21 protein-coding genes are annotated in these 22,469 nt (G+C 68.7%); 6 read left to right on the forward strand and 15 right to left on the reverse strand.

Annotation, left to right across the window (positions count from 1 at the left end):
* The first annotated feature begins 154 nt into the window (after positions 1-154).
* A complete protein-coding gene (locus tag U4Z64_RS10790) occupies positions 155-766 on the forward strand; it encodes a glutathione S-transferase family protein (protein WP_044848297.1) in 612 nt (203 codons plus the stop codon).
* Positions 767-860: 94 nt separating this feature from the next.
* On the opposite strand, the gene U4Z64_RS10795 is transcribed toward U4Z64_RS10790, so the two are convergent.
* The 4 genes from U4Z64_RS10795 to U4Z64_RS10810 form a co-directional block, all read right to left on the reverse strand.
* Entirely contained in the window at positions 861-2,480 is a 1,620-nt protein-coding gene (locus tag U4Z64_RS10795) for an FMN-binding glutamate synthase family protein (protein ID WP_321819927.1), read from the reverse strand.
* Positions 2,481-2,598: 118 nt separating this feature from the next.
* Positions 2,599-3,768 (reverse strand): tRNA 2-thiouridine(34) synthase MnmA, encoded by a 1,170-nt coding sequence (gene mnmA / locus U4Z64_RS10800; protein ID WP_124487986.1) that lies wholly within the window; start codon positions 3,766-3,768, stop codon positions 2,599-2,601.
* Positions 3,765-4,274, reverse strand: a complete 510-nt coding sequence (locus tag U4Z64_RS10805) for an NUDIX hydrolase (RefSeq protein WP_044848274.1) — start codon at positions 4,272-4,274, stop codon at positions 3,765-3,767. Before U4Z64_RS10805 ends, mnmA begins: the two co-directional genes overlap by 4 nt.
* 109 nt (positions 4,275-4,383) lie before the next feature.
* Positions 4,384-5,304, reverse strand: a complete 921-nt coding sequence (locus U4Z64_RS10810) for a LysR family transcriptional regulator (protein WP_124520272.1) — start codon at positions 5,302-5,304, stop codon at positions 4,384-4,386.
* An 80-nt stretch (positions 5,305-5,384) separates the two neighbouring features.
* Here U4Z64_RS10810 and U4Z64_RS10815 point away from each other — a divergent pair, with 80 nt between their 5' ends.
* Positions 5,385-6,308, forward strand: a complete 924-nt coding sequence (locus U4Z64_RS10815) for a carbon-nitrogen hydrolase family protein (protein WP_044848272.1) — start codon at positions 5,385-5,387, stop codon at positions 6,306-6,308.
* Positions 6,309-6,523: 215 nt separating this feature from the next.
* Here U4Z64_RS10815 and U4Z64_RS10820 read toward each other — a convergent pair whose 3' ends face one another.
* From U4Z64_RS10820 to U4Z64_RS10855, 8 genes are all read right to left on the reverse strand, one after another.
* On the reverse strand, positions 6,524-7,210 hold the full coding sequence (locus tag U4Z64_RS10820) for a helix-turn-helix transcriptional regulator (protein ID WP_044848271.1): 687 nt from the start codon (positions 7,208-7,210) through the stop codon (positions 6,524-6,526).
* Positions 7,211-7,283: 73 nt separating this feature from the next.
* The gene (locus U4Z64_RS10825) at positions 7,284-7,694 is read right to left on the reverse strand and encodes a VOC family protein (RefSeq protein ID WP_044848270.1); all 411 of its coding nucleotides are present in this window, start codon (positions 7,692-7,694) and stop codon (positions 7,284-7,286) included.
* A 279-nt stretch (positions 7,695-7,973) separates the two neighbouring features.
* Complete coding sequence (locus tag U4Z64_RS10830; protein WP_044848269.1) at positions 7,974-9,272, reverse strand: THUMP domain-containing class I SAM-dependent RNA methyltransferase; 1,299 nt, start codon at positions 9,270-9,272, stop codon at positions 7,974-7,976.
* 165 nt (positions 9,273-9,437) lie between these two features.
* Positions 9,438-11,561 carry a site-specific recombinase gene (locus U4Z64_RS10835; RefSeq protein WP_321819928.1) on the reverse strand — a complete coding sequence of 708 codons (2,124 nt, stop codon included), beginning with the start codon at positions 11,559-11,561 and terminating at the stop codon, positions 9,438-9,440.
* A gap of 513 nt (positions 11,562-12,074) precedes the next feature.
* On the reverse strand, positions 12,075-12,812 hold the full coding sequence (locus U4Z64_RS10840) for a PqiC family protein (protein ID WP_321819929.1): 738 nt from the start codon (positions 12,810-12,812) through the stop codon (positions 12,075-12,077).
* Positions 12,812-14,428, reverse strand: a complete 1,617-nt coding sequence (locus U4Z64_RS10845; protein WP_044844014.1) for an intermembrane transport protein PqiB — start codon at positions 14,426-14,428, stop codon at positions 12,812-12,814. The genes U4Z64_RS10840 and U4Z64_RS10845 overlap by 1 nt, the downstream gene beginning before the upstream one ends.
* Positions 14,421-15,050, reverse strand: a complete 630-nt coding sequence (locus U4Z64_RS10850) for a paraquat-inducible protein A (RefSeq protein WP_124487981.1) — start codon at positions 15,048-15,050, stop codon at positions 14,421-14,423. Before U4Z64_RS10850 ends, U4Z64_RS10845 begins: the two co-directional genes overlap by 8 nt.
* Positions 15,047-15,712: a paraquat-inducible protein A gene (locus U4Z64_RS10855; protein ID WP_124551333.1), complete on the reverse strand. Its 666-nt coding sequence runs from the start codon at positions 15,710-15,712 to the stop codon at positions 15,047-15,049. The genes U4Z64_RS10850 and U4Z64_RS10855 overlap by 4 nt, the downstream gene beginning before the upstream one ends.
* A 258-nt stretch (positions 15,713-15,970) precedes the next feature.
* Here U4Z64_RS10855 and U4Z64_RS10860 point away from each other — a divergent pair, with 258 nt between their 5' ends.
* The 4 genes from U4Z64_RS10860 to U4Z64_RS10875 all read left to right on the forward strand — a co-directional run bounded on the left by U4Z64_RS10860 (position 15,971) and on the right by U4Z64_RS10875 (position 19,202).
* Positions 15,971-16,531: a cytochrome b gene (locus U4Z64_RS10860; protein WP_044844017.1), complete on the forward strand. Its 561-nt coding sequence runs from the start codon at positions 15,971-15,973 to the stop codon at positions 16,529-16,531.
* An 8-nt stretch (positions 16,532-16,539) separates the two neighbouring features.
* Positions 16,540-17,100 carry a YceI family protein gene (locus tag U4Z64_RS10865; protein ID WP_124520275.1) on the forward strand — a complete coding sequence of 187 codons (561 nt, stop codon included), beginning with the start codon at positions 16,540-16,542 and terminating at the stop codon, positions 17,098-17,100.
* 66 nt (positions 17,101-17,166) lie between these two features.
* Positions 17,167-17,748, forward strand: a complete 582-nt coding sequence (locus tag U4Z64_RS10870) for a YceI family protein (protein WP_044844018.1) — start codon at positions 17,167-17,169, stop codon at positions 17,746-17,748.
* Between the two features lie 176 nt (positions 17,749-17,924).
* Entirely contained in the window at positions 17,925-19,202 is a 1,278-nt protein-coding gene (locus U4Z64_RS10875) for an MFS transporter (RefSeq protein WP_321819930.1), read from the forward strand.
* Between the two features lie 20 nt (positions 19,203-19,222).
* Here the strand turns inward: U4Z64_RS10875 and U4Z64_RS10880 are convergent, their stop codons facing one another.
* From U4Z64_RS10880 to secF, 3 genes are all read right to left on the reverse strand, one after another.
* Complete coding sequence (locus U4Z64_RS10880; protein ID WP_321819931.1) at positions 19,223-19,711, reverse strand: hypothetical protein; 489 nt, start codon at positions 19,709-19,711, stop codon at positions 19,223-19,225.
* 70 nt (positions 19,712-19,781) lie between these two features.
* On the reverse strand, positions 19,782-21,353 hold the full coding sequence (locus U4Z64_RS10885) for a S41 family peptidase (protein ID WP_321819932.1): 1,572 nt from the start codon (positions 21,351-21,353) through the stop codon (positions 19,782-19,784).
* Between the two features lie 160 nt (positions 21,354-21,513).
* Complete coding sequence (secF, locus tag U4Z64_RS10890) at positions 21,514-22,464, reverse strand: protein translocase subunit SecF (RefSeq protein WP_044844020.1); 951 nt, start codon at positions 22,462-22,464, stop codon at positions 21,514-21,516.
* Positions 22,465-22,469 lie beyond the last annotated feature (5 nt).

Genomic DNA, 22,469 nt, shown 5'->3' on the forward strand with positions numbered 1-22,469 from the left:
GAGAGACACGGCTGCAAGCCGCGCCGGACGGGGCTCGGCGGCGGCTGTTGCAAACCATCCACAGGCCGGACGGGCGATTTTCTATCGGGCCGCGCCGGCCGGTTATGATCGGCGACAACGTATACTCTCGGCAGTTCCCTTGAAAAGGCAGATGATGAAATTAATCGGTTCGCTCAGCAGCCCGTACGTCCGCAAGGCGCGGATCGTGCTTGCTGAAAAGAAGATCGACTACAAGCTGGAGCTCGAGAACGTATGGGCGCCGGAGACGGACATTCATGCATCGAATCCGCTCGGCAAGGTCCCGTGTCTCGTGATGGAGGATGGTGCCGCGGTGTTCGATTCCCGCGTGATCTGCGAATACGTCGACACGCTGTCGCCGGTCGGCAAGCTGATTCCGCCGTCGGGGCGCGAGCGGCTCGAAGTGCGGTGCTGGGAAGCGCTGGGCGATGGCGTGCTCGACGCGGCCGTGGCGATCCGTCTCGAACACACGCTGCGCGACGAAGCGCAGCGCAGCGCGAGCTGGATCGCGCGCCAGCAGCGCAAGATCGACGACGCGCTCGTCGCGATGTCGCAGGGCCTCGGCGGCAAGACGTGGTGTGTCGGTAATCATTACACGCTCGCCGACATCGCACTCGGCTGCGCGCTCGGCTACCTCGACTTCCGGATGTCCGAACTCAACTGGCGCGACCGCCATCCGAACCTCGACAAGCATTTCGTGAAGCTGTCGCAGCGGCAGACGTTCGTCGACACGCTGCCGCAAGGCTGACCGGCCGCCGCCGGCGGATCGGGCAGACAAGAGAAAAGCGCCCCGCGGGGCGCTTTTCTTTTTGGCGAGCCGCCCGGCGGCGGGCGCTCGCGCGTTACTCGATCGACGTGTAAACGGTTTCGCCGAGCACGAACGAATCGCTGCGCGCGATCGGCCACCACTTGTCGTACAGCGTATAGCCGCAGGTCTGGCCGTCGAGCAGCGCGCCGGGCTTCAGGTACTTCAGCAGCTGCGACATCAGCCGCACCTCGTGCGGCGCGACGCGCTGCACGATGTGATGCGCGCGCAGCTCGGACGGATGGCCGAGGCCGGCCGCCTGCACGAGTTCCTGCAGTGCGTGCAGCGTATTGCGGTGGAAGTTGTACACGCGCTCGGCCTTGTCGGGCACGACGAGCGCGCGCTGGCGCACCGGGTCCTGCGTGGCGACGCCGGTCGGGCAGCGATCGGTGTGGCAGTGCTGCGCCTGGATGCAGCCGACCGCGAACATGAAGCCGCGTGCCGAGTTCACCCAGTCCGCGCCGATCGCGAGCGTGCGTGCGATGTCGAACGCGCTGATGATCTTGCCGCTCGCGCCGATCTTCACGCGATCGCGCACGCCGATCCCGACGAGCGTGTTGTGCACCAGCAGCAGGCCCTCCTGCAGCGGCACGCCGACATGGTCGGTGAATTCGAGCGGTGCCGCGCCGGTGCCGCCTTCCGCGCCGTCGACGACGATGAAGTCGGGCACGATACCCGTCTCGAGCATCGCCTTCGCGATCCCGAAGAATTCCCACGGATGGCCGATGCACAGCTTGAAGCCGGTCGGCTTGCCGCCCGACAGCGTGCGCAGCCGTTCGACGAATTCGAGCAGCCCGCGCGGCGTCGAGAATTGCGAGTGCGTCGCGGGCGAGATGCAGTCCTTGCCCATCGGCACGCCGCGCGTCTCGGCGATCTCGGGCGTGATCTTCGCGGCCGGCAGCACGCCGCCGTGGCCCGGCTTCGCGCCTTGCGACAGCTTGATCTCGATCATCTTGACCTGCGGATCGGCGGCCTGCTTCGCGAACTTGTCCGGGTTGAACGTGCCGTCCTCGTTGCGGCAGCCGAAGTAGCCGGACGCGATTTCCCAGATGATGTCGCCGCCGTTCTCGCGGTGGTACTTCGACAGCGAGCCTTCGCCGGTGTCGTGCGCGAACCCGCCTTTCTTCGCGCCGAGGTTCAGCGAGCGGATCGCGTTCGCGGACAACGAGCCGAAGCTCATCGCCGAGATGTTGAAGATCGAGATGTCGTACGGCTGCGCGCGATTCGCGCCGACCCGGATGCGGAAGTCGTGGTTCGGCAGCTTCGTCGGCGCGAGCGAGTGGCTGATCCATTCGTGCGCGACGGACTTCACGTTCAGTTCGGTGCCGTACGGACGGTTGTCGGCGACGTTCTTCGCGCGCTGGTAGACGAGGCTGCGCTGCGCGCGCGAGAACGGCTTCTCGTCGGTGTCGTCCTCGACGAAGTACTGGCGGATTTCAGGCCGGATGAACTCGAACAGGAAGCGGAAATGGCCCCAGAGCGGGTAGTTGCGCAGGATCGCGTGGCGGTCCTGGTTCAGGTCGTACAGGCCGACGGCGACGAGGGCGACGGGGATGATGATCCACAGCCAGGAAAGCACGTGGATCGACGCGAGCGCGGCCGCGGCAACGAGCAGCAGGACGGCACACCACATCGCGAGGTAGCGTCTGGAAAGCATGGGGACTCCGTAAGAATCTTGAAATGCCGCCATGCGTACGCTGCGCGGCGGCGCACCGGCCGCGGCGGAATCGTGTTCCGCCGGGCGCGGCGTGCCGCAAGTCTAAACCGAATGGATGTCAGCGTGCTTCGGCGAGCGCACCCGCGCGGGCGGCCGCCGGTGCCGGCGCCGTCTGGCCGGGCTGGCCGGTGGCCGCGAACTCGATGATGCCGCCGCCGAGGCAGATCTCGCCGTCGTACAGCACGGCCGACTGGCCGGGCGTGACCGCCCATTGCGCGTCGTCGAAGGCGAGCGAGAAGCGGGCTTCGCCGGCCGGGCCGGGTGCGGCGGCGCCGAACGCGCATGCCGCATCGGCCTGCCGGTAGCGCGTCTTCGCGCCGCACGCGAAGCCGTCGGCCGGCGGTTCGCCCGCGACCCAGCTCACGTTGCCGGCGACGAGCTCGCGCGACAGCAGCCACGGATGGTCGTGGCCCTGCACGACGTACAGCGTGTTCGACGCGATGTCCTTCGCCGCGACGAACCACGGCTCGCCGCTGCCGCTCTTGCTGCCGCCGAGGCCGATGCCCTTGCGCTGGCCGAACGTGTAGAACGCGAGGCCGATGTGCTCGCCGACCACCTTGCCGTCCGGCGTCTTCATCGGGCCGGGTTTCGTCGGAAGATAGCGGTTCAGGAAGTCGCGGAACGGCCGTTCGCCGATGAAGCAGATGCCCGTCGAGTCCTTCTTCTTCGCGTTCGGCAGGCCGATCTGCGCGGCGATCTCGCGCACCTTCGTCTTCGGGATCTCGCCGAGCGGGAACATCGTCTTAGACAGTTGCGCCTGGTTCAGCCGGTGCAGGAAGTACGACTGGTCTTTCGTATGATCGAATGCCTTCAGCAGTTCGAAGCGGCCGTCGCGCTCGCGCACGCGCGCGTAGTGGCCGGTCGCGATCATTTCCGCGTCGAGCGACATCGCGTGGTCGAGGAACGCCTTGAACTTGATCTCGGCGTTGCACAGCACGTCCGGGTTCGGCGTGCGGCCGGCCGAATATTCGCGCAGGAATTCGGCGAACACGCGGTCCTTGTATTCGGCCGCGAAGTTCACGGCTTCCACGTCGATGCCGATCAGGTCGGCCACCGACACCACGTCGATCCAGTCCTGGCGCGTCGAGCAGTATTCGCCGTCGTCGTCGTCTTCCCAGTTCTTCATGAACAGGCCGACCACGTCGTATCCCTGTTCCTTCAGCAGCCACGCGGTCACCGACGAATCGACGCCGCCCGACATGCCCACTACTACACGGCGCTTGCTCATTTGTTTACCGCCTGACGGTCGAATGCTTCCGGGCGCGGCGCGACCGAATGCGTGTGCACGAAATCGAGCGGAATGCGCCGCCCGGCCAGATAGTCGTCGACGCAGCGCATCACCGCGGGCGAGCGGTGACGCTCGCTGCACGCGCGCAGCTCGTCGGCGCTCATCCACAGCGTGCGGACGATGCCGTCGTCGAGCACGTGGCCCGGCAGCGGCTCGCCGGCCGTGCCGCAGAACGTGAAGCGCAGGTAGGTCGCGCCGGCGCTGCCGGGGCGGTCGTAGTGCGCGAGATAGACGCCGACGAGCGCATCGGGGACGAACGGATGCGCGGTTTCCTCGAGCGTCTCGCGGATCACGGCGTCGGCGAGCGTCTCGCCGGCCTCGAGATGGCCGGCCGGCTGGTTGATGCGCAGGCCCGTCGAGGTTTCTTCCTCGATCACGAGAAAGCGACCGGCGCGCTCGATGAGCGCCGCGACGGTCACATGCGGGGTCCAGATTTCGGGTTTCATGGATCGGCATTTTACCGGTTGCGCCCGGACGCTGCCGGCCATTACGTTAGACGAATCCGACCCCGGTCTTGCGCCCTCGCCTCACCAGTGCACGCCGTATCACGCCCTTTTATGGCGCGACGATCGTCGCGACGCAGGCGGCGATCGTGTCCCGCACGCGCACGATCGCCGGGTCGCGCTGCGTGCTCGTGCGCCAGCCGATTTCCACCGGGTAGCGCGGCAGCTCGACCGGGCACGCGAGCGCACGCAGCGACGTCGACTGCGCGATCGCGCGGGCCGCGTGCGCCGGTATCGTCGCCACCGCGTCGGAGCCGGCGAGCAGGTACGGCAGCGCCGCGAAATGCGTGGTCGACGCCGCCACGCGCCGCTTGTGGCCGAGCGCGGCCAGCGCCTCGTCGACGATCCCGATCACGCCGCCCGACGACACGAGCAGGTGATCGCGCCGCAGGAAATCGGCGAGCGCGAGCGTGCGCGGCGCGCGCGCCCGGCCGGCCGGATCGATCAGGCATGCGTAGCCGCCCGTCGCGACCGCGCGCCGGCTGAGCCCGTTCGCCGAGAACCCGCCCGACGCGATCGCGAGATCGACGCCGTGCCGCAGCAGCGCGTCGCCCGCGATGCCGCTGTGGGTCTGCCGGAAGATCAGCCGGATGCCCGCGGCTTCCCGCGCGACCGCGTCGATCAGCGCGCGGCCGAGCGCGATCTCGAAGTCGTCCGACAGCCCGATCGAGATCGTGCGGCCGACCCGCTCGCCGCCGTCGGCCGCGATCGCGAGGCTCGCGCGGCAGCGGTCGAGCGCGTCGGACAGGATCGGCTTGAGCTCGTCCGCGCGCGGCGTCGGCGCGAGCCCGCGGCCGGTGCGCACGAACAGCGGGTCGGCGTAGATTACGCGCAGCCGCGCGAGTGCCGCGCTGACGGCCGACTGCGTGAGGCCGAGCCGCAGCGCCGCGCGGCTCGCGCCGCCTTCCTCGTACAGCGCCTCGAACACCTTCAGCAGGTTCAGGTCGAGCCCGGCGATATCATCCGTATTCATGTCAGTTATCGTTGTATCGATTTGATCGATGAAATGATATCGATAAAGATGGCGTCACCCCATTCACCGGAGACGTCCTCATGTCCACCTCAGTCATCGCCGCGCTGCAGATCGGCGCATCGCCCGCCGGCACGCGCGCCACGCTCGACACGATCCTCGGCTACGAAACCGCGATCCGCGACAGCGGCGCGTCGCTCGTCGTGCTGCCCGAGGCCGTGCTCGGCGGCTATCCGAAAGGCGAGATCTTCGGCACGCGGCTCGGCTACCGGCTGCCCGAGGGCCGCGACGCGTATGCGCGCTACGCCGCGCAGGCGATCGACGTGCCGGGCCCCGAAACCGACGAACTGGCGGCGCTGTCGCAGCGCACGGGCGCGAGCCTCGTGGTCGGCGTGATCGAGCGCGGCGGCAGCACGCTGTACTGCACGGCGCTGTTCTTCGATCCGCGCGACGGGCTCGTCGCGAAGCACCGCAAGCTGATGCCGACCGGCACCGAACGGCTGATCTGGGGGCAGGGCGACGGCTCGACGCTGCCGGTGGTCGACACGGCCGCGGGCCGCGCGGGCGCTGTGATCTGCTGGGAGAACCACATGCCGCTGCTGCGCTGCGCGATGTATGCGAAAGGCGTGCAGATCTGGTGCGCGCCGACCGTCGACGAGCGCGACCTGTGGCAAAGCTCGATGCGGCACATCGCGCACGAGGGACGCTGCTTCGTCGTGAGCGCCTGCCAGGTGCAGCCGTCGCCGCGCGCGCTCGGCATCGACGTGCCGGGCTGGGATCCGGAGCGGCCGCTGATCCGCGGCGGCAGCGTGATCGTCGGGCCGCTCGGCGACCTGCTGACCGAGCCGCTGATCGGCGAGGCCGGGCTCGTGACCGCGCGTATCGATACCGATGAACTCGTGCGCGCGCGTTACGACTTCGATGTGGTCGGGCACTATGCGCGCCCGGACGTGTTTTCGCTGCACGTCGACGAGCGGCCGAAGCGGTCGGTGGTGTTCGGCGAGTGACGGGTGCGACCGGGGCGCGGACGCCCCGGCGTGCGAATGGCGGCGAGGTGGCCTGACAGTCGGGCAGCCGGACAGACAGCCAGACAACCAGACAGTCGGGCGGCCGGACAGCCAGCCAGACCGCCGGACAACCAGGTAGCCGAACAGCCGAACAGCCGAACCGCCGAACCGCCGAACCGCGGCGCGGCATTCAGCGGGCAGCGGCTCTCCCCGCCTCAGCGCATCGGCGCTTCCGCGATCCGCATGTAGTCGGCGATCCGCCGGCCTTCCATGTCCGGAAACTGCTCGTGCACGGAGATGTCGCCCATCCGCGCGATGTCGAAGGTGCGGAAGTCGTCGCGCAGCTCGCACCATGCGCCGATCGTCCAGCGTCCGCCCCAGTAGACGAGCCCGAGCGGCCACACGCGGCGTTTCGTGTGCGCGCCGAGCCGGTCGCGGTAGTCGAAGCTGACGACGTGATGCGTGTCGACCGCCTGGTGGATCGCGTCGACCTTCGCGCAGAACGTCTCGTCGATGTGGAACGACGGCGCGAACACCGGCAGGCGATCGAGCGCGGTGCGCTTGTCGGCCGGCATCGCCGACGCGATCTTCGCGAGCGCCGAACGCGCGCCGCCCGCGAAGCGCGCGCCGCCCCAGGTCTCGAGCATGCGCGCGCCGGCGGCGAGCGCCGCGAGCTCCTCGGCCGTGAACGTGAGCGGCGGCAGGCTCGCGTTGCGGTTCAGCCGGTAGCCGATGCCGGCTTCGCCTTCGATCGGCACACCCGACAGCTGCAGGTCGCGCACGTCGCGATAGACCGTGCGCGGCGACACCGACAGCCAGTCGGCGAGCTGCTGCGCGGTCGTGAGACGTCGCCCGCGCAGCAGCTCGGCGATCTGGAACAGGCGGTCGGCACGGCGCGTCATGGCTGCACCTCGACTCCAACGGCTACGGGGACTTCGCGATGATAGCGCCGTGCCCGCCGGAGCGTGGACGCGCTCAGTGGCATTTCGGCGCGTGCAGGCCGACGCGGTTGCCTTCGGTGTCGATCAGGTAGCCGATGTAGCCGTAGTTGTTCGGCAACTCGACGACCGAGCCCTGCACGACGCCGCCCGCGCGCTTCGCGCGTTCGAGTGCCGCGACGACCGACTCGCCGGCGTTCAGGTAGACGAGCACGCCGTTCGCGCTCGGCTTCATCTGCTGCGGATCGAACACGATGCTGCCGCCCGTGCTCGACGCTTCGTGATCGAACATGGCCATCGGCACGCCGCCGATGACTTCGCGCTGCAGCGTCGTCTGCAGCACGGTTTCGTAGAAACGGATCGCCCGGTCGAAATCGAGGGACGGGATGTCGAACCACGCGATCGCGCGTTCCAGGGTTGCGGTGTCGGTTGCAGTTGCGGACGTCATGACGAGCTCCGTGTTGTTCGGGTTCTTGATGGAAACCAGCCTTGCATTGCGCCGGGATTGCAGTGTGACCGGGGGCTGCTGACAGCGTGCTGTCAGTAGTCGTGGCGACGCTGACAAATGACGCCGACAAATGGCGGCTTCGCTCCCACAACGACCGCGCGGAACTTCGGCGGCGCGCGTGGCGCCGCTCGCCTGGGTGCGGCGGAAAGAAAAATGCCCGGCCGATTGGCCGGGCATCGTCACGGTGTCAGCAGGCGGCCGCAGCCGCCGCCTCGCGTATCAGGCGTCGCCTTCCGGCGTGGCCGGGCGTGCCTTCACGCTGCCGGCGATCAGGTCGAAGCGGAACAGCCGGCATTCGAGCGCGCCGTTGAACAGCGGCGTCTTCGCCGATTCGCGCAGGCGCAACTGGCCCGGCAGCGAGCGGTCCGACGTCAGCAGGAACGCCTGCCAGCCGGTGAAGCGCTGCTTGAGCGCATCGCCGAGCGCGTTGAAGAACTCGCTGTCCGGCGCGTCGGTGTGCGTGCGGCGGAATGCGTCGTCGTTGCCGCGGTTGCGGCCCGTCTCGCGCACCTCGCCGCGCGCGCTGCGGCCGCGCACCTCGATCCGCTCGCCGTACGGCGGGTTCGCGAGGATGATGCCCGGGCCGTCGCACGGCGGCGTCATGCCGCGCGCGTCGACCTGCTTGAGCCACACCGACGGCACGCCCGCGCGCTCGAGGTTCGCGCGCGCCTTCTCGAGCATGTCGCCCGAGATGTCGCTGCCGTACACGCCGAGCGAATCGCGCTTGCCGCGCGCCGCGCGTTTCGCGTCGAGCGCCGCGACCTTCAGGCCCTGCCATGCGGTGATGTCGTACTGCTTGAGCTTCTCGAAGCCGAACCGGCGCTCGACGCCCGGCGCGACGCCGAGCGCGATCTGCGCGGCTTCCGCGAGGAACGTGCCGCTGCCGCACATCGGGTCGTACAGCGCGGTGCCGGGCGTCCAGCCCGTCAGGCGCAGGATGCCGGCCGCGAGGTTCTCGCGCAGCGGCGCCGCGCCCTTGTCGAGGCGCCAGCCGCGCTTGAACAGCGGCTCGCCGGACGTATCGAGGTACAGCGTGCACTCGGTGGCCGTCAGGAACGCGAACACGCGCACGTCCGGCGCGCCGGTGTCGATGCTCGGGCGCGAACCGGTCTTGTCGCGCATCCGGTCGCAGATCGCGTCCTTCACGCGCAGCGTCGCGAACTCGAGGCTCTTCAGCGGCGACTTGATCGCGGTGATGTCGACGCGCAGCGTCTGCGTCGACGCGAACCAGCGTTCCCACGGCTGCTCGAGCGCGAGCGCATAGACGTCCTGTTCGTTGCGGTACGGGCGGTGCGCGATCTTCAGCAGGATCCGGCTCGCGATTCGCGAATGGAGGTTCGCGGCCATGCCGGCGGCCCAGCCGCCACGGAAATGGACGCCGCCCGGCACCTGCGCGCCCGCGGTGAACGGCGCGCCGTCCAGATGGCGGCCGGCGATTTCGGCCAGCTCGGCGGCAAGCGCCGCTTCGAGGCCGCGCGGGCAGGGAGCGAAGAATTCGTACAGGGTGGGCGAGGACATAAGGCGGGTGAGGACGTGCAAAAGTCCACTATTGTACGCGGCGCGGGCGCCCGGGGCCGGCGTTGCGTCGGATTCGGGACGCCGGCGCGGGTCGGCCGGCCGTGACGGCGGCCCGCCGGGCCGCGCGGCGGCGCCCGCCCGGGCAGGCGCGCCGCCGTCGAACGCTCAGTGCGAGCCCGTCTGGCCGGCGCGCGCGGCCGTTCCGCCGGCCGGCCAGAACAGCGCGGACGGCTTCGCGAGCACCGTGCGGACGATCGCGCCGACCAGCGCGCGCACCTTGGTGCGGCGCAGGCTGCGCGAGCGCACGGCCATCGTGAACGCGAGCGCGAAGCTCACGAGCACGTTGAGGATCGCCATGCTCAGCACGCCGGCGCCGGCCCACCAGAGTTCGGGCGTGCTCAGCGCGCCCTTGCCGAGCACGCCGAGCGCGATCCCGATCGAGCCGGCCGACAGCGTCACGTGCCGCACTTCGAACGGGAACAGGAACACGGTGACGATCGCGGGGATCAGGCCGAGCATCAGGCCGAGGCCGACGTTGGCGACCACGCCCGCGACGTTCGAGCGGCAGAAGTGCGCGAGTTTCGCGGCGCCCGGCGCGCCGAGCGTGAGCCGCAGCCGGCGGTTGTACGTGAGCGCGTCGCCGACCCGGTGCAGCACGAACCAGTTGTCGGCCCAGCCCGCGAGCAGGCTCGACGCCCACAGCAGCACGCCCGTGAGCGCGGCATAGAACGGCGTCGGGCCCAGCAGCGAGAACGAATGCAGCGTCGCGTGCGCCTTCTCCGGCGAGATCAGGTTCGCGTGCAGCAGGTTGCCCGCGAACAGCTGCACGAGCAGACAGACGGGCAGCACGACGAGCACGTTGCCGGAGATCGCCGCAGCCTGTGTGCGGATCAGCGCGACCACCGACGCGACGAACGCCTTCACGCCTTCCTCGTGACCGGTGTCGTCGAGCTCGCGCGCGAGCGTCGGCGCGGTCATCGCGGGCTGCTTGGTCGCGAGCGTGAAGTGCAGGAAGTGCATCAGCATGAAGCTCGCCGCGTAGTTGACGCCCGCGAGCAGCCCTTCGAGCATCGACTGCAGGTGCGCGCCCGTGATCGCGAACTTCACGCACACGGTCACGACGGTGACGAGCCCGCCGCCCGCGGCCATCCGCAGCATCTTCAGGTACTCGGCGCGGCCGCGCGAGATGTAGTGCTCGCCGGTGTCCGCGTTGGTCTCGACGAGCTTGCGCGCGAACAGCGAGAAGTTGCTGCGCACGAGGTGCGACACGCTCTGGCTGTTCTGGTTCGCGTCGACGAGCTCGGCCGTCAGACGCGCCATCCCGCGCAGGTCGTCGCGTGCCATCCACGCGTTGAGCAGCAGTTCCGCGCGCAGGATGCGCATGCGCATCCGTTCGACCTGGAACACGATGTCGACCGACACGCCGTTGCGGTACAGGTGCGCGAACACGTCGTCGACCGCGATCCGGCATTCGTCGAGCAGCACGCGCAGGTAATTCACCTCGTGCAGCAGCTTGCTCGGGTCGCCGCCGTCCTCGACGGCCGCGTGGGCGGTCTCGACCGCGAGCATCGCACGCGTGAGGCGGTAGAACGGCTGCGTTTCGAGCGGCTTGCGCGCGTCGTCGTCGGACAGGCGGCTGCGCACCGTCTGCGACAGGCCGGTCGAGCTGATCTGGCAGGTCAGGTTGTGCAGCGCGGCCAGCAGGTCGCGCGAGAACGAGCCGGGCTCGTGGCGTTCTTCGTCGGTGACGTCGAACGAGATCAGCTCGGCGAGGCGGGCGAGCAGGTCATCGGGCAGCGCGTCGATCCATTGCGCGTCTTCCGGCGTCGGGAACATCAGCGTGAACAGCGCCGTCAGCTCGCGGCGGTTCGGCGCCGGCGGGATCAGCGACGAGTCGATGCGCTCGAACAGCGCGCCGAAGAAACCGGAATGCACGGGCATCCCCGCGTCGCACAGCAGCGAGATGCCGTCGCATTCGCGCAGGATCCCGCGCAGGATGCGCGCCGCGTGCGATTTCCATGCCGGGTTGCGGTCGAGCACGTGGAACAGGTAGCGCAGCCGCGCGTGCGCCGGATACGCGCGTGCGTCGGCATCGCGTGCGGCCGGCGTGTCGTGCGCGGCCTGCATCGCGCCGTTGCGGCGCAGCCAGTGCGCGAGCTCGATCAGCCATTCGCTGCGCTCGGCGTACGGCGCGTCCGCGTCGGCATGCGCGAGCAGCGCATCGAGCTGGTGGCCCGCATTGCGCGACGCGCGCCACTTCTTGATCAGGGTCGTCAGGGAACGAAACATAAACGGAATAGCGATGGCCCTGGACGGGCGGGTTCGGGATGCCGGCGGGAACACACGGCGCGGCGCCGGCGAGAACGGTGAAGCTGGTCGGGATGCCGGCGCGATGCGCGGCGACCCGCGATGCGGCTGCCCCGATGCGGTGCACGCGAACACGCGTGCGAGCTCCGGGAGACGCGGCGGCCGGACGGGACACAACGGGCGGATCGCCGCCGGCTGGCGCGCGCGACAGGTGGCACGCGGCACGCGCCGGAAAGTGCGTAGGATCGTCAATCGGGCGCGAAAACGCAAGCCGACCGCATTGCATGGCGCCGGTTCCGGCGGATTTTGACAAACACTGCAAAGCGGCCGTCCGGCCGATGGATGCCGTGCTGCGTCGGCCGTGGCGACGAGGGCGGCGGGTTCGCGTGCGCGGCGGCGCGCGCACGCGGATCGATGCCGACGAGGACTATCGGGCGGCGCGTGCCGAATCCGGTCGCAGGCGCGCAGGCACCGGACGCCAGCCGCGCGCCGCGCTTACGCGCCGGACTTGACGCTCGCGCTCGCGTCGCCGCCGGGCGTCGGATTGGCCGGGCAGGGTATGACGGGCGCGGCGGCCGCCGCCTTGCCGGACGCGGTCGTCGACGGGGTCGAGGCAGCCGTCGAGCCGCGCCGCGCGGCGAGCGCGCGCACGCCGGACGCGGCCTGCGATGCAATCACGTCGAGCGCGCGCCGGTGACCGGCGACGAGCGCGTCGTAGCCGTCGGCGACCGGTTCCGCGACGCTCGTGCGGCAGGTCATCAGTGCCTGCGTGCCGAGCGCGCGCACGCTCCACACCGCATCGATCGCCGCACGCTTGCCGGGCCACGACTCGAAGCGCTGCACGTTCACGCTGATCCGATAGACGGGCACGCCGGCCGGATACGCGGAATTCGCGACGTCGATCGTGCCGAGCTGTGCGGCGAGGTCGTCGGACAGCGCGCGGCGAATCTCGTCGGCGGGCGGCGCGGCCCAGCGTTCCTGCTCGAGCACGTCGACCTGCGCGGCGTTCTTCTGCACGACGAGCTGGTTCTTCGCGACCTGTTCGGGCACGCCGACGGACGGCACCTCGATCAGGAACGGCGGGTTGGCGGGCGCGGTGCGCACGGGCGCCGCGGCGTCGGCCGGGCTCAGCGTATAGAACCGCGCGGGCGGCGAGCTGCACGCGGCGAGCGCGAGTGCGGCGAACACTGCCGCCGCGCCGCTCGCGAGGACGTTCACGCGTGTCGTCGTCATTATCGATCTCCTGATTTGCCCTTGAGCAGCGATTCGGGATGGCGCTCCAGATAGTCGGCGAGCGCGTTCAGCGATTGCAGCGTGCGCGTGAGTTCCTTCAGCGCACCGCGCACGTCGGACTGCAGCGGCGAATCCTGCTGCAGCGTCACCTCGGCGGTCGAGAAGGTCTGCCGCGCGGCCGACAGCGTGTCGCGCGCTTCCGGCGCGACCTGCGTGTCGAGCTGCTTGAACAGCTTGTCGGCATTCGACAGCGCGCTGTTCAGGTTCGCGCCGATCTGGTCGAACGGCACCTTGTCGAGCTTCTTCGCGATGTCGGCGACCTGCAGCTGCAGTTCGTCGAGTGTGTTCGGCACGGTCGGCAGCTCGAGCGGCTGGCGCGCGGTGTCGATCTTCACGGCCGGCGCCTTCGGGAAGAAGTCGAGCGCGACGTACAGCTGGCTCGTCAGCAGGTTGCCCGTGCGCAGCTGGCCGCGCAGCCCGTGCTGGACCAGGCGCTCGACGATCTCGCGGCGGGCCGGTTCGCCCTTGCTTTCGATCGTTTCGCGGAAGCGCGGTCCGAGCCGCTCCGGATACACGTTCATCGTCACCGGCATCAGGAAGTTCTTGGTCTTCGGATCGAAGTCGATGCCGATGTTCGTGACTTCGCCGAGCACGATGCCGCGGAAGTCGACCGGCGCGCCGACCGCGAGCCCGCGCAGCGACTGGTTGAAGTTCATCACGACCTGCAGCGGCTGGCCGTCCGGATCGCGCATCGCGTCGGCCTCGTCGGAGCCGAGGCGGAAGGTCGTGTTGTTCGGCGCCGTCGCGCCGCTGTCCTGGTTCGGCGGCGTCTGGAACGCGATGCCGCCGAGGATCACCGTCGCGAGCGACTGCGTGTTCAGCTTCAGGCCGCTCGAATCGAGCCGCAGGTCGACGCCGCTCGCCTGCCACCAGCGCGAGTTCACGCCGACGTACTGGTTGTACGGCGCATTGACGAACACGTTGAACGTGACGCCGGTGCCGTCCTTGTCGAGCGAGAAGCCGACCACCTGGCCGACCTGCACGCGGCGGTAGTAGACGGGCGAGCCGATGTCGACCGAGCCGAGCGAATCGCCGCGCAGCACGTACTGCGTGCCCTTCTGGTCGCCGGTCACGGGCGGCGGCGTCTCGAGGCCGGTGAAGTCGGTCTGCGTGTCCTGCCCGTGGCCGGCATCGACGCCGATGTACGCGCCCGACAGCAGCGTGCCGAGCCCCGACACGCCCGTCGCGCCGATGCGCGGACGCACGATCCAGAAGCGCGAGCCCTTGATCGCGAAGTCCTCGGCTTCCTTCTTCAGCTGCACCTGCACCAGCACGCGCGACAGGTCTTTCGACAGCTTGATCGTCTTGACCGTGCCGATCTCGACATCCTTGTACCTGACCTGCGTCTTGCCCGGCTCGAGCCCTTCCGCGCTGTGGAAGCTGATCGAGATTTCCGGGCCGCGCTCGCGCACGGACTTGATCACGAGGCCGATGCCGATCAGCGCGGCGATCAGCGGCACGAGCCAGACGAGCGACGGCAGCCAGCCGCTTTTCGTCGAGATCGCGGGATCGGGCGGCCGGGACGCATCGTGCTGCGGGCCTTGCGGACTATTCATGGTGTTTCCCTGAGGTTTCGACTGGATCCCAGATCAGGCGGGGATCGAACTGCATCGACGCGAGCATCGTCAGGATCACGACCGAGCCGAACGCGAGCGCGCCGGGGCCGGCCGTGATGACGGCGAGCGAACGGAAATGGACGAGCGCGACGGTGAGCGTCACGACGAAGATGTCGAGCATCGACCAGCGGCCGATCCGCTCGACGATCCGGAACAGGCGCGTGCGCTGCAGCGGCCGCCACGTGGCGCGCCGCTGCGCGCTGGTGACGAGGATCGTCAGCACGCCGAGCTTGAGCATCGGCACGAGGATGCTCGCGACGAACACGACGACCGCGAGCGGCCAGTCGCCGGACGTCCAGAAATAGATGACGCCGCTCATGATCGTGTCTTCCTGTGAGCCGACGATCGACGACGTGTGCAGGATCGGCAGCAGGTTCGCCGGGATATAGAGGATCGCGGCCGCGATCAGCAGCGCCCACGTACGCATGATGCTGTTCGGCTTGCGGATGTGCAGCGCGCTGCCGCAGCGCGCGCAATGCGCGTGCGGATGGTCGATCGTCTGCACGAGCCCGCATGCGTGGCAGCTGGCGTAGCCCTCGCGGGCGGCGGTCGGCGTCGTCATCGGCGGGGGGCTTCCGGTCGCGGCGGGGTGTTGTCGGGCCGCACGGGCGAGCGCCCGGCGCGCAGGTCGTCGGCCATGTCCCACAGCGTGCGCGGATCGAACATCAGCACGACGGCGGTCATCAGCGTGAGTGCGGCGAACGCGAACAGCGCCGCGTCGGGCACGACGCGCGCGAGGCTCACCATCTTCACGATCGTCACGAGGATCCCGAGCATGAACACCTCGATCATCCCCCACGGCCGCACGAACTGGATCATGCGCAGCACGAAGTTCAGGCCCGGCGGCACGACGCCACGCCGGATCGGCAGCAGTACGTAAAGCAGCGCGGCCATCTCGACGAGCGGGAACAGCACGGTCGAACAGAACACCATCACGCCGACGATCTCCATGTCCTGATGCCACAGCGCGTCGATCGCGCCGATCAGCGTCGTCTGAACGCGGGTGCCGTTCAGGTCCATTTCGAGGATCGGGAACCCCTGCGCGATGATGAACGTGACGAGCGCCGCGACCGCCAGCGCGCTGATTCGCTCGATCTGCGTGGTGCTGTCGCGATAGAGCAGCGCGTCGCACCGCGGGCAGCGTGCGATTTCGCGGCGCGCGAGGTGCGGTTTATGCAACAGTGCGTCGCATTCGTGGCAGGCAATCAGGTCGTGTCGTTGCATGGGAAAAGCGGTTGTGCGACGGGCGGGAGACGCGTCGACGGGGCCGGAACCCGCGCCAATCTTACCAAAACGGCTTTTTCGACGTGTCAACGCCCGGTTGCCGCGTGACCGGTCGGTAACATGGCGTAAACATGGCAGCCGGCTGGCGCGCGTGTCCTCAGAGTCCGCGCGTGGCAAAAGGTTGCGGTAGCATGGCGGCCTTGACAAGCGTCGGACGAATGGGCCGGCGCAGCCGTTCGCTCAACTGAGGAATCCAAGATGGCATCGAAATCGCCGCCGGCCGGGCCGGCACGCTACGCGCACACCGCGATCGCGCTGCACTGGCTGATCGCGCTGCTGATCGTCTGCGGCTTCGCACTCGGCTGGGTCATGACCGACATCCCCGGCTTCACGCCGACGAAGCTGAAGTACTTCTCGTGGCACAAGTGGATCGGCGTGACGGTGTTCGCACTGGCCGTCGTGCGCGTGCTGTGGCGCGCGACCCACGTGCCGCCGCCGCTGCCGGGCGACACGCCGGCGTGGCAGCGCGCGGTGTCGCACGGCGTGCACATGCTGCTGTACGTGCTGATGATCGTGATCCCGGTAACGGGCTACCTGTACAGCTCGGCATCGAACATCCCGGTCGTCTACCTCGGCATCGTGCCGCTGCCGCGCCTGATCGATCCCGATCCGGTGCTGAAGGAAACCTTCAAGACGCTGCACGTGTCCTTGAATTACATTCTGCTTGCGCTCGTCGCCATGCACGTGCTCGCGGCGCTCAAGCACCAGTTGTTGGACCGCGACGGCCTGCTGTCGCGGATGCTTCCCTCCGCCAAATGAAGGATCCCATGAAAGTGTCTTTCTCCCGCTCCATGCTGACCGCGTTCGCCGCGGTGTCACTTGTCGCGTCGGCCGCGGCGCATGCCGACGTCGATCTCTCGAAGAGCAAGGTGTCCGCCGTGTCGAAGCAGATGAACGTGCCGACCGAAGGCGCGTTCAAGAAGTTCTCCGCGCAGGTGAAGTTCGACCCCGCGAAGGCGGCGCAGGGCAGCGCGCAAATGTCGATCGACATCGCGAGCTTCGACCTCGGCGACAAGATGTACAACGAGCAGGTCACGGGCAAGGACTGGTTCGACGCGAAGGCGTATCCGCAGGCGACCTTCGCGTCGTCGGCGATCGCGCCGGCCGGCGGCAACAAGTACAACGTGACCGGCAAGCTGACGATCAAGGGCAAGTCCGAGACCGTCACCGTGCCCGTCACGGTCACGCAGAGCGGCGCGACGCAGACCTTCGACGGCGTGCTGCCGATCAAGCGTTCGGCGTTCAACGTCGGCACCGGCGAGTGGAAGGACACGTCGATCGTCGCCGACGAAGTGCAGATCAAGTTCCATCTCGTCGCCACGAAGTAAGCGGCGGGCTGTCGCATCACCCCGAATGCCGCGCGAGGGCGCGGCGCTGTTCCAAGGAGAAAGCATTTGAAAAAGCATCTGATCATCGCCGCGGGCGCGCTGGCCGCCTCGCTGTCGTTCTCGGCATTCGCCGACAGCGCGACGTACCAGTTCGACCCGAGCCACACGTACCCGAGCTTCGAGGCCGACCACTTCGGCGGCCTGTCGGTCTGGCGCGGCAAGTTCGACAAGTCGAGCGGCAGCGTGACACTCGACCGCGCGGCGAAGACCGGCACGGTCGACGTGACGACCGACGTCGCGTCGATCCAGACGGGCAGCGCGAAGCTCGACGAGCACCTGCAGACGGCCGAGTTCTTCGACGTCTCCAAGTTCCCGCAGGCGAACTACAAGGGCACCATCAAGTTCGACGGCGACAAGCCGGTGTCGGTGGTCGGCAACCTGACGCTGCACGGCGTCACGAAGCCGCTCACGCTGAAGATCGATTCGTTCAAGTGCATGCCGCATCCGATGCTCAAGCGTGAAGTGTGCGGCGTCGACGCGGTCGGCGAATTCAGCCGCGACGATTTCGGCCTCGACTACGGCAAGCAGTACGGCTTCAAGATGAAGACAAAGCTGCTGATCACGGCCGAAGCCGTCAAGCAGCAGTAACGCGCCCGGCCGGGCCGGCCGCCGCGTCACGCTCGCCGGCCCGTCGCGTGCCAGCCGCCGCGCTCCCGTTGTTCGGGGGCGCGGCGGTTTTTTTTGCGCGCCTATAATCGTGCGCACAGCTCGCGGCGCGAGAACGGACGCGTCGGACAGAACGTACAACGACAAGGAGATCGCCGATGCACGCCGTCACGCAGTCCAGCTCCATTGCTTCGTCGTCGCGCGTATGGCGCGCGGTGATCGCCGCGTCGATCGGCAACGCGCTCGAATGGTTCGACCTCGTCGTCTACGGCTTCTTCGCGGTGACGATCTCGAAGCTGTTCTTTCCGGCCGGCAACGACACCGTGTCGCTGCTGCTCACGCTCGGCACGTTCGGTGTGTCGTTCTTCATGCGCCCGCTCGGCGCGATCGTGCTCGGTGCGTACGCCGACCGCGCGGGCCGCAAGGCCGCGCTCACGCTGTCGATCCTGCTGATGATGGCCGGCACGCTGGTCATCGCGGTACTGCCGACCTACCAGACGATCGGCGTCGCGGCGCCGCTGATCCTCGTCGCCGCGCGATTGATGCAGGGCTTTTCGGCCGGCGGCGAATTCGGCAGCGCGACCGCGTTCCTGGCCGAGCATGTGCCCGGGCGGCGCGGTTTCTTCGCGAGCTGGCAGGTCGCGAGCCAGGGGCTCACGACGCTGCTCGCGGCGGGTTTCGGCACCGTGCTGAACGCGCAGCTCACGGCCGAGCAGATGGCCGCGTGGGGCTGGCGCATCCCGTTCTTTTTCGGACTGCTACTCGGGCCCGTCGCGTACTACATCCGCTCGAAGGTCGACGAGACGCCCGAATTCCTCGCGGCGGAAAGCACCGCGAACCCGCTGCGCGACACGTTCGCGTCGCACAAGGCGCGGCTCGTCGCCGCGATGGGCGTGGTGGTGCTCGGCACCGTCGCGACCTATCTCGTGCTGTTCATGCCGACCTACGGCGTGAAGCAGCTCGGCCTCGCGCCGTCGGCCGCGTTCGCGGCGATCCTCGTCGTCGGCGTGATCCAGATGGCGTTCGCGCCGCTCGTCGGCCACTGGTCGGATCGTTACGGCCGTGTGCGCGTGATGCTCGCGCCGGCCGTCGGCATTCTCGTGCTGATCTATCCGGCGTTCGCGTATCTCGTCGCGCATCCGGGCTTCGGCACGCTGATCGCGCTGCAGGTGCTGCTCGCGTTTTTGATGACCGGCTATTTCGCGGCGCTGCCGGGGCTGCTGTCCGAAGTGTTTCCGGTGCAGACGCGCACGACCGGGATGTCGCTCGCGTACAACGTCGCGGTGACGATCTTCGGCGGCTTCGGGCCGTTCATCATCGCGTGGCTGATCCGCGCGACCGGGATGAAGACCGCGCCGAGCTTCTACCTGATGTTCGCGGCCGTGCTGAGCCTCGCGGCGCTGGTGGTGTTGCGGCGGCGGTTCGGGTTCCGGTGATCGGGAAGGGCGGCCGTCGATCAGCCGTCGGTATCGCGCAGCGTCTTTGCCGTCGCGCGCAGCGTTTCGAGATCGGCCGGGATGTTCTGCCGGCCGGCCGGGTTCGTCGCGGATACCGTTTCGATGAAGCGGTGAGTGGCGTCGTACTGTGGTTTAGAGAGCAGCAGGCGCCGAGTGGCCAGTGCATCGCGTGCGTCGTCTCGAGCACGTTGCGCATCGGCACCGAGCGCGCGATAGTGCTTCCGGAGGAGCGGCGACACCGGGTTTTGCGGCATCTCTGCCGCCAGCGCGTCGAGTGCCGCGACATCGTCGTACCGTGCCTGCTTCTCGGCGAAAAGCTCGGCTCGACCCCACGCTTCATCGAAGGCCTTGCGCTGCTCGTCGGCGCGCGCCATCTCGTGGTTGACGATCCAGGTGCTGGCGCTGCCGATCAGTGCACAGGCGATTCCCACGGCGAGCGGATGTTCGAGGAATGCGCGGATGGAGCGGCGTGGTCTGGCGTGTGTCATCGGCTTCGGTCCGGAGGTGACGGAGCGTTCAATCTACCACCGCGGCCGATGCGGTCGGTCCGACGGCACGTCAGTGCTCGCCGCGCTCGCATACCGGCTGCGCCGGCATCAGTTGCGCCGGTGCAGCGACGGTCTGCACCGGGCGGCCGGCGAGCGCGTCGAGCGCTTGCTGAAGCTGCCAGTCACTTGCCGTGCCGAATTCGCGCTGCGGAAGCGCCGCGCTCTTCGCCGTATCGATCTTCGCGCGCACGCGGGCTTCGCGCAGTGCCTGCCGTGCCTTGCGAACCTGCGCGAACGGGTCGGGCGCGAGCAGGTCCGCATACGGCGCGCGGGCGAGATCGACTTCGCGGTACCACAGCAGCACGCCGTCGACGTCCGAGTCGCGGCGCGGCGGCACGAGCCAGTCCGGCACGACGCCGTAGCCGTCCATCGGGCAGCCGTTCGGCCGCAGGTTGCGCGCGAACGTGAAAGCGAGGCGCGTGCCGTCGATCAGGTCGACGCCGGTCTGCGCGAGTCCCTTTCCGTAGGTCGGCATCCCGAGCAGCCGCGCGCGGCCGAGATCCTTCAGTGCCGCCGCCGTCGCTTCGGCGGCCGACGCGCTCTGTCCGTCGACGAGCACCACGAGCGGCACGGTGCGCCACCAGTCGTCGGCCTGCAGCGGCGCGAGCGGATCCTGGCCGCGCATGACCGGCAGTTCGTAGTCGGGCCAGTTGGTCGTGAAGCGGCGGCGCTTCGTGCCGTCGCGCTCGAGCGTGATCATCGCGGTACGGTCGCGCCCGGCGAACAGCGCGGTGATGCCGATCGCCGCATTCAGCGCGCCGCCGCCGTTGATGCGCAGGTCGAGGATCACGCCTTTCACCGGCGGCCCCGCGCGGCGCGCGGCCTGCACCGCGTCGATATAGCTGCCGACCGCGGGCTCCGGAAAGCTCGACAGCCGCGTGTACAGGATGTCGCCGGCGAGCCGCTTCGTCGTCGCCGGGTGTGGCCGGACGATCGCGCGGACCGGCGCGAAGGTCAGCGTCACGTGGTTCGGACCGCGCCGGACCGTGAGCTTCAGCGGCACGCCCGCGTCGCCCTTCGCGAATTTCACGACCTCGCTGCTGTCGATGCCGACGACGCTCCGGTCGTTCATCGCGACGACGAGATCGTCGGGCCGCACGCCGGCCTGTTCGGCGGGCGCGTCGGGGATGACGTCGAGGATGTGCAGCCCGTCGGGCCGTGTCTCGAACACGATGCCGATGCCCGGCGTGCCGTCGCGCGCGCGGCGCTCGTCGTCGCGCCGTTCCTGCTCCTCCTTCGCGTTGAAGAAGCGCGCGTGCGGCAGCGTCTTGATCCCGTCGTGCACGGTGGCGTCGAGCAGCGCGCCGATGTCGACGTCGGTCAGGTGCTGCTTCTTCAGCACGTCGACCGCGGCCTTCAGTTCGCAGAGTTGCGGTTCCCAGTCGGGCGGGCAGGGTGACGGTTGCGACGCGGCGGCAGCAGCGGCCGCCGCGGCCGCGGACGGGGCCGCAGGCGGGACGGCAGGCGGCGCGGACGCGGATTGCGCGCGCGCGGCCGATGCGCATGCAACGAACGCAGCCGCGGCGGCTGCACCGGTACTCCAGGCGACGATGCGATGAACGACACGCGTGGCTGGCATCATGAGGACCGCGGCTTCGGCGGGTGGCGGGGCGGGACGGTGACGCGATTGTAGCCGACGGTCCGTGCAGTCGCGACGGACGAGGAGGGCGGCGGCTCGCCCATGAAAAAAGGCCGGTCCACGAGGGACCGGCCTTCCGGTATCAGCCGAAGCGATACGGCGCTTAAACCTGCGCGCCCGCGTTCGGATCGTCCGGATCGTGCGCGGTCTTCTTTTCCTTGATCAGGTCTTCGCGCTTGATGCCGAGCCACATCGCGAGCGAGCCCGCGACGAACACCGACGAGTAGATGCCGAACATGATGCCGACCGTCAGCGCGAGCGCGAAGTAGTGCAGCGTCGGGCCGCCGAAGAAGAACATCGACAGCACCATCATTTCCGTCGACGTGTGCGTGATGATCGTCCGCGACATCGTGGTCGTGATCGCGTGGTTGATCACTTCCTGCACGCTCATCTTGCGTTCGCGGCGGAACGTTTCGCGGATCCGGTCGAAGATGACGACCGACTCGTTGACCGAGTAGCCGAGCACCGCGAGGATGGCCGCGAGCACCGCCAGCGAGAACTCCCACTGGAAGAACGCGAAGAAGCCGAGAATGATCACGACGTCGTGCAGGTTCGCGATGATACCGGCGACCGCGTACTTCCATTCGAAGCGGATCGACAGGTAGATCACGATGCCGATCACCACGCACGCGAGCGCGAGGAGACCGTCGGTCGCAAGCTCGCGGCCGACCTGCGGGCCGACGAACTCGACGCGCTGCAGCGTCACGTCGGGGCTTTGCGCCTTCAGCGCGGTCATCACCTGGTCGCTCTGCTGCGCGGACGTGAGGCCTTCCTTCAGCTGCAGGCGAATCAGCACGTTGCGCGACGTGCCGAAGTTCTGCACCTGCGCATCGGCATAGCCGAGCTTGCCGAGCGTGTCGCGCACGGGTTCGAGCTGCGCGGCCTGCTGGTACTGGACCTCGATCACCGTGCCGCCGGTGAATTCGACGGACAGGTGCAGCCCGCGGTGGAACAGGAAGAACACGGCGGCGAGGAACGTGACCAGCGAGATCACGTTGAACACCAGCGCGTGCCGCATGAACGGAATGTCTTTACGGATGCGGAAAAATTCCATGGCTT

The organism is Burkholderia sp. BCC1996 (genome assembly GCF_905339955.1).
GTDB lineage: Bacteria > Pseudomonadota > Gammaproteobacteria > Burkholderiales > Burkholderiaceae > Burkholderia.